The 9,434-nt window shown below is 74.0% G+C and carries 9 protein-coding genes, 1 tRNA gene and 1 pseudogene; 4 read left to right on the plus strand and 7 right to left on the minus strand.

The features are described 5' to 3' along the window. Positions 1-267, plus strand: a 267-nt coding sequence (locus HLB15_RS20515; RefSeq protein ID WP_212760154.1) for a hypothetical protein, incomplete at its 5' end; no start/stop codon positions are given. 22 nt (positions 268-289) lie between these two features. After that, positions 290-868 (plus strand): alpha/beta hydrolase family protein, encoded by a 579-nt coding sequence (locus HLB15_RS20520; protein WP_171108141.1) that lies wholly within the window; start codon positions 290-292, stop codon positions 866-868. A 25-nt stretch (positions 869-893) separates the two neighbouring features. Here HLB15_RS20520 and def read toward each other — a convergent pair whose 3' ends face one another. Continuing rightward, on the minus strand, positions 894-1,583 hold the full coding sequence (def, locus tag HLB15_RS20525; RefSeq protein ID WP_171108143.1) for a peptide deformylase: 690 nt from the start codon (positions 1,581-1,583) through the stop codon (positions 894-896). Between the two features lie 23 nt (positions 1,584-1,606). Between def and zapE the strand changes: the two genes are divergently transcribed. Beyond that, positions 1,607-2,653 carry a cell division protein ZapE gene (gene zapE / locus HLB15_RS20530; RefSeq protein ID WP_171108145.1) on the plus strand — a complete coding sequence of 349 codons (1,047 nt, stop codon included), beginning with the start codon at positions 1,607-1,609 and terminating at the stop codon, positions 2,651-2,653. A 69-nt stretch (positions 2,654-2,722) separates the two neighbouring features. On the opposite strand, the gene HLB15_RS20535 is transcribed toward zapE, so the two are convergent. Then, positions 2,723-3,340 carry a TetR/AcrR family transcriptional regulator gene (locus HLB15_RS20535; protein WP_171108148.1) on the minus strand — a complete coding sequence of 206 codons (618 nt, stop codon included), beginning with the start codon at positions 3,338-3,340 and terminating at the stop codon, positions 2,723-2,725. Between the two features lie 114 nt (positions 3,341-3,454). Between HLB15_RS20535 and HLB15_RS20540 the strand changes: the two genes are divergently transcribed. Continuing rightward, positions 3,455-4,288: an SDR family NAD(P)-dependent oxidoreductase gene (locus tag HLB15_RS20540; RefSeq protein ID WP_171108150.1), complete on the plus strand. Its 834-nt coding sequence runs from the start codon at positions 3,455-3,457 to the stop codon at positions 4,286-4,288. 92 nt (positions 4,289-4,380) lie between these two features. Here HLB15_RS20540 and HLB15_RS20545 read toward each other — a convergent pair. The 5 genes and pseudogenes from HLB15_RS20545 to HLB15_RS20565 all read right to left on the minus strand — a co-directional run. Further along, positions 4,381-4,453 (minus strand) — tRNA-Thr (locus tag HLB15_RS20545). Positions 4,454-4,581: 128 nt separating this feature from the next. Then, a complete protein-coding gene (locus HLB15_RS20550; protein ID WP_229784888.1) occupies positions 4,582-6,123 on the minus strand; it encodes an alpha/beta hydrolase in 1,542 nt (513 codons plus the stop codon). Between the two features lie 63 nt (positions 6,124-6,186). Next, the gene (locus HLB15_RS20555; protein ID WP_171108152.1) at positions 6,187-6,840 is read right to left on the minus strand and encodes a hypothetical protein; all 654 of its coding nucleotides are present in this window, start codon (positions 6,838-6,840) and stop codon (positions 6,187-6,189) included. A 166-nt stretch (positions 6,841-7,006) separates the two neighbouring features. Beyond that, positions 7,007-8,677, minus strand: coding sequence for an enoyl-CoA hydratase-related protein (locus HLB15_RS20560; protein WP_171108154.1), 1,671 nt, complete (start codon positions 8,675-8,677; stop codon positions 7,007-7,009). A gap of 146 nt (positions 8,678-8,823) precedes the next feature. Beyond that, positions 8,824-9,434 (minus strand): annotated as a pseudogene (locus tag HLB15_RS20565) (DNA polymerase III subunit delta'); the annotation flags it as partial.

Raw genomic sequence — 9,434 nt, forward strand, 5'->3', positions numbered from 1 at the left:
CCGACGCCCACGGCGAGCCCGTCACCCACGCCGAGCCCGACGCCGTCGGCCACGGCGAGCGCGAGCCCGTCGCCCTCGCCCGCCACCACGCCGACCGCCGCCCTGCTGCAGGGCGTGCCGACGCAGGAGCCGCCGTCGGCCCGGACCCAGGCGGTCGCGGTGCAGGAGGACGAGCTCATCACGCCGCTCGGCTGGGTGGGGGTGCTCGGCGCGGGCGCGCTGCTCGCCGTCGGTGGCCTGCTGCTGCTCTGGCGGCGCCTCACCTGACGAGCCGGGGCAGACTGGGCCCGTGACCATGCCTGCCGGACTCCTCCTGACCCCCGGCGCCGGCGCGAGCAGCGAGAGCCCCGCGCTCGTCACGGTCGAGCGCGTGCTCGCCGAGGCGTCCGTGCCGCTGCCCGTGCGCCGCGTCGACTTCCCGTACCGCCTCGCAGGCCGGCGCATGCCCGACCGGCCCCCGGTCGCCGTCGCGCACCTGCGAGAGACGGCGGCCGCGTGGGCGGACGAGCTCGGCGTGCCGACCGACCGGCTGCTGCTCGGCGGGCGGTCCTACGGCGGGCGGATGTGCTCGATGGCCGTCGCCGAGGGGCTGCCCGCCGCCGGCCTGGTGCTGCTGAGCTATCCCCTGCACCCGCCGGGAAAGCCGGAGCGGCTGCGCGTGGAGCACTTCGGCGCGATCGGCGTCCCCACGCTCTTCGTGTCCGGCGACAAGGACCCCTTCGGCACGCCCGACGAGCTCGCCGAGCACGTCGCGGCCATCCCCGGCCCGGTCACGACGGTGACGCTGCCCGGCGCGCACGACATGCGCGGCGTCGGGCGGGAGCGGGCCGTCGCCGAGGCGGTCGCCGACTGGGTGGCGTCGCTGTGAGCCGGCCGAGGACCCGCCGGGGCGCTCAGCGCCCGCCGGCCGGCTTCTCGGGGTACTCCGGCGGCGTCTTGTCCAGCTCGATCGCGATCTCGCGGCGCTCCGCGACGATGCGTCCGCGCTCCTCGTCACGCTGCCGCAGCGCGTCGGCCTGGAGGTCGGCGTCGAGGTGGTCCCAGTAGAGGGTGCCGTCGAGGTGCTGGGACTCGTGGATGAAGCACCGCGCGAGATAGCCCTCGCCGGAGAGCTGGACGGGCGCACCGTGCTGGTCGACACCGCGCACGCTCGCGCGGCCCGGGCGGGCGAGCGGCTCGTACGCGCCCGGCACGGACAGGCAGCCCTCCTCCTCGGTCTCGGGCTCGGCGTCGAGGTCCATCTCGAGCACCGGGTTCACCACGTGCCCGACGTGCCGGTCCCCCGCCGCGTCCGTGAGGTCGTAGACGAACACCCGCAGGTCGACGCCGACCTGCGGCGCCGCGAGGCCGACGCCCTGGGCCGACTCCATCGTGGCGAACATGTCGTCGAGGAGCCGTGCGAGCTCCGGCGTCGAGAACGTCTCGACCGTGCGGGCGGGCGTGTGCAGCACCGGCTCGCCGATCTCGGTGATCCGCAGCACGCGCCCGCGCTCGACCTCCGGCGACAGCGCCGGGTACTCCTCGACGGCCTGACCGAGCAGGTAGGTGACGGGCTTGCGGCGTCGGGGACGGGTCCATGCCATGGGACAGAGGGTACCGTCGTCGCATGCCCCGCACCCCGCTCCGCGACGCCGCGCGCGCGGCGGGCTACGTGCTCGACGACGCCCAGGACGCTGCCGCGGGCCGCCTCGAGGGCCTGCTGGACTCCCTGGGCTCGGACGCGCCGCGGGGCGTGTACCTGTGGGGGCCGGTGGGCCGGGGCAAGACCTGGCTCCTCGACCGCTTCCACGAGGCGGCCGGCGGGCCCCGGTTCCACTTCCACGCGTTCTACCGCGCGCTGCACGCGGAGGTCTGGGCGCGCACCGGTACCCCCGACGCGATGGAGCGTGCCCTCGACGCCCTGCTCGGCGACGCGACCGTGCTCTGCTTCGACGAGCTCCACCTGCACGACGCCGGGGACGCGACCCTGCTGTCCCGCGCGCTGCGCACGCTGCTGCGGCGCGGCGTCGTGCTCGTGGCCACGTCGAACTACCCGCCCCAGGGCCTGCTGCCCGACCCCCTCTTCCACGAGCTCGCGGTGCCGCTCATCGAGGCGCTGGAGGGGTCGCTGGACGTGCTCGCCGTGGACGGCCCGGTGGACTACCGGACGCGGCGCGACGGCGGCGCACCCCCGGTGGGCGGCTGGCGGTCGGGCCTCCTGCTCGACCTCGCCTCCGCCGACGGCGGGGGCGCGCTGGGCCGACCCGCCCCGGACGAGGCCGCCGACGTCGCGCTGCGCGGCGGGCGCACCGTGCCGGCGCTCCGGGCCGCCGACGACGCCGTCTGGTTCGACTTCACCGCCCTGTGCACCGCGCCCGTCTCGGCGCTGGACATGCTGTCGCTCGCGGAACGCTTCGACCGGTGGACGGTGACCGACGTCGTGCCGTTCGCGCACTGCCACGTCAACACCCAGCAACGGTTCGTGAACCTCGTGGACGTGCTCCACGACCACGACCGCACCCTCGTGCTCACCACGCCGGGCCCGCTCGACGAGGTGCTCGCCGTCCCGGCAGGCCGCCCGGCGCCGCCGGACCTGGCGCGCGCGGTGAGCCGCCTGCGCCAGCTCGACCGCCCCGAGGTAGTCAGTTGGCGAGGTAGTCACCTGGCGAGGTAGTCATCTGGCGAGGTAGTCACGTGGCGCGAACCGGTGACTACTTCGCCACGTGACTACCTCGCCAACTGACTACCTCGGCGGGTCGGGGAGGGCGAGCCCGCGCAGGGCGTGCCGGACGACCGCCCGTGCGACCTCGGGGGTGAGCGGCCCGGAGCGCTCGGACCACCGCTGGGCGACCGGCGCGAAGATCAGGTCGACGGCCACGTCGAGATCCACCCCCGGGTCGAGCTGCCCAGCCTCCTGCGCGCTGCGGAGGCGGCGCTTCTTGAGCTCCCGCATCGGCCCGTCGAGCCGCTCCTGGTAGAGGCGGGCGAGCTCGGCGTCCTCGACGATCGCCGCCGTGAGGCCGCGGAGCGCGCGGTCGAAGGCGGGGTCGGTCAGCTCGCGCACCGTGGCGACGAGGACGTCGGCGAGGTCCGCCTCGAGGTCGCCCGTGTCGGGAAGCTCCGCGGCCTCCGCACCGGCGCCCGTCGTCCGCTCGAGGACGGCGTCCAGCACCAGGGCGCCCTTGCCCGGCCACCACCGGTAGATCGTCTGCTTGCCGACGCCGGCCCGGGCCGCGACCTTCTCGATGGTCAGGCCCGCGTAGCCGAGCTCGGCGACGACGTCGAAGGCGGTGGCGAGGATCGCCGCGCGGGTCGTGGGGTTGCGCCGGCGTCCGGTGGAGCGGGTCGGTGCGGTGGTCATGCAGAGATCCTAGCCCCACACGAGACGAGACGGTTCGTCTTGACAAAGCACGAGGCCCCGCCGCATGCTGGTTGTCGAGACGGTCCGTCTCGACAAACGACGAAAGGGGTCCTCGTGACCGCCACCTCCCCCCGCACCTGGTTCGTCACCGGCGCGAGCCGCGGCCTCGGCCGCGCGTTCACCGACGCCGCCCTCGCGGCCGGCGACCGGGTCGCCGCTGTCTCCCGCACCCTGCGCGACGACGACACCCGCGACGGCCTCCTCCAGATCGCCGCCGACGTCCGCGACCCCGCAGCGGTCCAGGCCGCCGTCGACCGCGCCGTCGAGGCGTTCGGCCGGCTCGACGTCGTCGTCAACAACGCCGGCACCATGTCCTACGGCTTCGTCGAGGAGTTCACGGACGAGCAGGTCCGGGCCCAGCTCGAGACCAACTTCTTCGGCGCCGCGTGGGTGACCCGCGCCGTCGCGCCGGTGCTCCGCCGGCAGGGTTCGGGGCACCTGATCCAGGTGTCCAGCATCGGCGGCGTCGCCGGGTTCGCCGGCACCGGCCTGTACAGCGCGAGCAAGTTCGCGCTCGAAGGGCTCAGCGAGGCCGTCGCGCACGAGCTCGGGGCGTTCGGCGTCGCCGTCACGATCGTGGAGCCGGGCGGCTACTGGACCGACCTCTACACCGCGATGGAGACGGCCACGCCGCTGCCCGCGTACGACGGCCTGCGCGAGAGGCTGGCCGCCGAGCTCCAGGAGAACAGCGTCGACAGCGAACCCCGGCTCGCCGCCGAGGCGCTGATGACGCTCGTCGACTCCGACGACCCGCCGCGCCGTCTCCTGCTCGGCGGCGTCGCCTACGACGCCGCGCTCGCCGCGACCGAGGAGCGTCGCCGGACGTGGGCCGCGTGGGAGGCGGTGAGCCGCGCGGCCGAGAAGGCCGTCCCGGCGCCGGCGGGGTGAGTACCCGGGAAGTACCCGGCCCGTCCCGCAACACAGGAAACCCCGCCCGACCGAGGCACCTGAGTGACTGGTGGAGCGGGGTTTCCGACCGGAGCCGCCTGTGGGAATCGAACCCACGACCTTCTCATTACGAGTGAGACGCTCTGCCGACTGAGCTAAGGCGGCGGATGCACCGCACACCGGTCACGACCGGATGGGCGAGCGGCCCTAACTGTACCCAATGCACGAGCCAGGTCCAAAGCGAAACCGTGTGACGCCTCCGACGGCGGGTTCGAACCCGAGCGGGACCGCCCTCAGCAGGTCAGGCCGTCCTCTGGGACGGTGCCCTCCACCAGGTAGTCCTCGACGGCACCGGAGACGCACGAGTTGGAGCGACCGTACGCCGTGTGCCCCTCGCCCTCGTAGGTGACCAGCACGCCCGCGTCGAGGGTCTTGGCCAGGGACTGGGCCCAGCGGTACGGCGTCGCGGGATCGTTCGTGGTGCCGATGACGACGATCGGCGGCGTGCCCTTCGCCGAGGGGTCGAACTCCTGCTCGGCCGGCGGGTAGGGCCAGTCGGCGCACTCGATGCCCGAGTAGCCGAACGACTCGCCGAGCGTCGGCGCGGCCTCCTCGATCTGCTGCGCGAGCGCGCGCATCTGGTCCATGTCCTCCTCGGCGCGGCCGTCGGCGCAGTTGATCGCACGGAAGGCCTCCTCGCTGTTGGAGGAGAACGAGCCGTCCTCGTCGCGGTCGTTGTAGACGTCGGCGAGGTAGAGCAGGTCGTCCCCCGTGCCCTCCCACAGCACGCCCTGCAGGGCCTGCGTGAGGTACGGCCAGGACGCCTCGTCGTACAGCGCCACCGCCACGCCGTAGAACGCGAGCTTCTTGGTCACCGACCGCGCCGACGAGGTCGGGATCGGGTTGGCCTCGGCGTCCTCGACGATGCTGTGGATCTGCTGCAGGCCCTCGTCGACGCTGCCCGTCAGCGGGCACTGGTCGCCCGCCTGGCAGTCGGCCACGTAGGCGCGCAGCGCGCTCTCGAAGCCCTCCGCCTGCTGGAGGGCGACCTCGTCGGAGCTGAGCGTCGGGTCCAGGGCGCCGTCCAGCACCAGGCGGCCCGCGCGGTCCGGGAACAGCCCCGCGTAGGTGGCCCCGAGCTGCGTGCCGTAGGAGAAGCCCAGGTAGTGCAGCTCGTCGTCGCCGAGGGCCGCGCGCAGCATGTCCATGTCACGCGCGGCCGACTGCGTGTCCACGGTGCCGAGCAGCGGGCCCGTGTTCTCGGCGCACGCCTGCCCCCAGGCGCGGACGGCGTCGATCCGTGCCGCCAGGCCCTCGGGCGTGTACGGGTAGTCCGTGCTGAGGAACTCGTCCTTGCCCTGGTCGTCGAGGCACGTCACGGGCGTCGAGCTGCCGACGCCGCGGGGGTCGAACCCCACGATGTCGAACGAGGAGCGCAGCGCCAGACCGAACCGCCCCGGGTCGCCCACGAAGTCGACGCCCGAGCCGCCCGGCCCGCCCGGGTTGACCAGCAGCGAACCGACCTTCTGCCCCGTCGCGGGGATCTTCCTCAGCGCGAGCTCGATGCTGCCCGCGTCCGCGTCCTTCCAGCTCAGCGGGGCCGACGCCGTGGCGCACTGGAAGCCCTCGCCGCACTCGGTCCACTCCAGGGACTGGCCGTAGTAGTCCTCGAAGCCCTTCGGCGCACCCTCGGTCGCCGAGCCGTCCGCCTTGCCCACGTCCTCCAGCGCCGTCTGCACCTTGGGCGGCGCACCGCACGCCGCGAGGAGGAGGACGGTGGTGAGCACGGTGGCGACGACGGCCGCTGGCTTGCGAGGGCGGGCGGGACGAATCACCCGGACAACCTATCGGTAGTACCCGGGAGATTTCTTACCCGCTGGCGAACCGACACGCGACCCTCACGACTCGAGCCACGCGACCGGTCCGGGCTCCCCGTCCGCGGGCCGGGGCTGGAGCTGCACGGTGCCCTTGTCCCCGATGGCGACCGGGATCTCCTCGCCCGTGTCGGCCTCCGCCGGCACCTCGACCACGGTCGTGGTGGGCACGAAGTCCATGGTGCAGATGCCGTCCTCCTCGGGCAGGAGCTGGACGGTGAGCACGCCGTCGGCCGCGGCCACGCCGCCCTTGGCGCCGCTGCCCGCGCCGAACGTCGCCTCGGGCTCGGCCAGCGTCGGGCACGAGCTCGACCCGTTGGTGACGACGTACAGGAGCCCCTCGTCGGGCGCCCACGCCACCCCGGCGGGCGACTCCGTGCTGCCCTCGAGGCCGGGCGGCAGGCCGCGACCCGAGGTGCCCGGCGTCGTGGCCATCTCGGCGGCCTCCGGCAGCCTGCCGTCGTCACCCGCGCCGCCCTCCTCGGACGGGCTGGGGCTCGGGCTCTCCTCGGGCGCCTCGGTGGCGTCCGACGCCGAGCCGGACCCTGGGTCGGACGACCCGCCCACGTCGGACTGCGCGCACCCGGACAGGGTGAGCGCCGCCGTCACGCCGAGCCCGAGCGTCGCCGCCAGGACTCGTCCCGTGCCACCGGACCGCTGCATCCGCCTGATCGTCATGCCCAGATCCTTTCACTCGCCGCTGAGAACCGCCGGTCGGAAGCGGCGCACGTCGGCCCGCCCCTACCCCTCCTGTGTGGCGGCGCCACCGGGTCTTGCACGGGCGGCGGGAAGAAGACAGGTGGCCGGCACCCCGACGGGTACCGGCCACCTGGACGTCGGCGGGTCAGACGCGCGCGGTCTGGAAGCGGAGCTTCTCCGGCGTGGCGTCGGCGGCCGTCTTGCGCAGGAACGCACGGCGGTGCACCGAGAACGCGTTGCGGTCGTCGAAGAAGTCGCGCGCCATCTCGGCGAGCTCGATCGTCTGGTAGTACGACAAGGGCCGGTCCGTGGCGCGGCGCTCCGCACGGGCGGCCAGCATCCAGCCGAGCGTCGCGGGCTCCTCGTACCCCTGGGCGGCGGACGCGAGCCAGGCGTTGAACTCGCCCCACTCGCGCGGGCCGACGGCGCTGATCAGCCCGATGCGGGCCGCCTCGGCCACCGAGATCGGCAGCTTGCGGTTGAGCAGGAGCGACGCGCGGTGCTCGCCCACGCGGGCAGGCACGCTCCAGGTGTGCAGCTCCGAGCCGAAGATGCCCATGTCGTAGTACGGGTTGAGCACCACGCCCTCACGAGCCAGCGTGACGTCGGCGCACAGGCCCATCATCACGCCGCCCGCGCCGGCGTTGGCCGTGAAGGCCGCGACCGTGAGCTGCTCGGCCGTCGCGATCGCGAGGCACAGCTCGTCGATGGCGCAGATGTTGTCCCAGGCCTCCGCCGCCGGGTCGGGCGACGCGTCGATGGCACCGAGGTGGATGCCGTTCGAGAACGCGTGCTCCGTGCCCTTGAGGACCAGCACGCGGGTGTCCTCGGTGAGGGCCTTCTCGACCGCGCTCGTCATGCGGCGGCACTGCTCGGTGTACATGGCGCCGTTGTAGGAGCGGAACGTCAGGTAGCCGACGTTGCCGTCCCGCACGTACGTGGTCTCGGCGAGCGCGTCCGGCACGCGGCGGAAGGGCGCGTGGCTCGCGTCGATCACCTGCGCGGCGGGCAGCTTGGGCCCGCGGCGGCCGCTCAGCTCGGCCGCGTAGCCCACCCACAGCGTGCCGACGCCGCAGGCGATCGCCACCGCGTCGAGGTTGCGGCCCACGACCGTGCCGGGGGCCGCACCGGTGTGCTCGGGCGACGCGACGGCGTCGAACACGCAGACCGACCGGCCGTTGACCTCGGCGGGCGCACCCGGCGCACCGTCAGCGGCCGCCACGAGGCGCTCCAGCTCGGCGGCGGGACGGTTCCAGTCGACGCGGAAGTCGACGCGGCGCAGCAGCGGCAGCTCGCCCTCGACGGGCACGATCCGCAGGCAGGCCTCCGCCGGGATCGGCCGCTCGCCGTCGGCCACCTTGCGGACGACCTCGCCGATGCAGGCCATGGCGGCGTCCGCGACGCGGCTGTTGTAGAGGGCGCTCTTGGAGATCGGGTCGTCCGGCATGTCGAACACCGCGGTGGCCCAGACGGGCCCGGCGTCGAGCTCCTCGACGGCGGACAGCGCCGTGACGCCCCACCGGTCGCGGCCGTCGCGGATCGCGTGGTCCAGCGACGACGGACCGCGGTCGCCCACGGGCCCGGGGTGCACGATGACGGTGGGCCAGCGGTCGTAGATCGTGTCCGGCACGCGGTGCTTGAGGAACGGGCACAGGATCAGGTCCGGGTCGGCGCGCTCGACGGCTCGCGTCATGGCGGCGCCGGACTCGAAGGTCGGCGCGAGCTCGACGCCCACGTCGTGCCCCTGCTCTCTCAAGGAGCACCAGACCCGCTGGGTGAGTCCGTTGAAGGCTGAGACCAGCAGGAGGATCCTCATCGGGCGGTGGACTCCTTGTCGTACGAAAAAGCTCTGGGGGCCGAAAAACGCATCGGGGGCGCCCCGCACTCTAACCAGGGACGGCATTCAGGACAATGTGCCCGGGTGGTGGGGATTCACCCGTGCGAAATCTTCACAGGCGGGCCTCATCCCTGCGGACGGAGCGCGATGGCCATCGCCTCCAGCGCGAGCAGCGGTGCGACGTTACCCTCCAGCCGCGTGCGGGCCACGCCGATCGAGTCCATCCGCCGCACCGTCTGCTCGGGCGTGGAGTCGGCGGCGAGCGAGCGCACCGTGTCGGCCAGCTCGGCGTTGACCAGCTCCACCTCCGCCCCCAGCTGCACCACCAGCACGTCCCGGTACAGCGACAGCAGGTCCACCATCGCGCGGTCCAGCACGTCGCGCTGATGGCGGGTGGCCCGGCGCTTCTGGTCGTCCTCGAGCTGCTTGAGCTGGGAACGCAGGCGCGGCGGCAGCGTCTCACCGTCGGCCACGCCGAGGGTGCGCAGCAGCTCGGCCTTCTCCGCCGCGTCGCGCTCCTGCGTGGCCGCCGCGGCCTCCGCCTTGGCGACGTCGACGAGCTCGCCCGCCGCCAGCACCGCGTCGCCGACGCCCCGGATGCGCCGTGCGATGCTCAGCACCGCGGTCCGGCGCTCGCGCGCGCCGGCGTCCCGCGCGAGCCGTCTGGCGAGGCCGACGTGGCTCTGCGCGGCGCGGGCGGCGCTCAGCGCGTCGGCCGGGTCCACGCCGTCGCGCC

It is taken from the genome of Promicromonospora citrea, from assembly GCF_013004695.1.
Classification (GTDB): domain Bacteria; phylum Actinomycetota; class Actinomycetes; order Actinomycetales; family Cellulomonadaceae; genus Promicromonospora; species Promicromonospora citrea.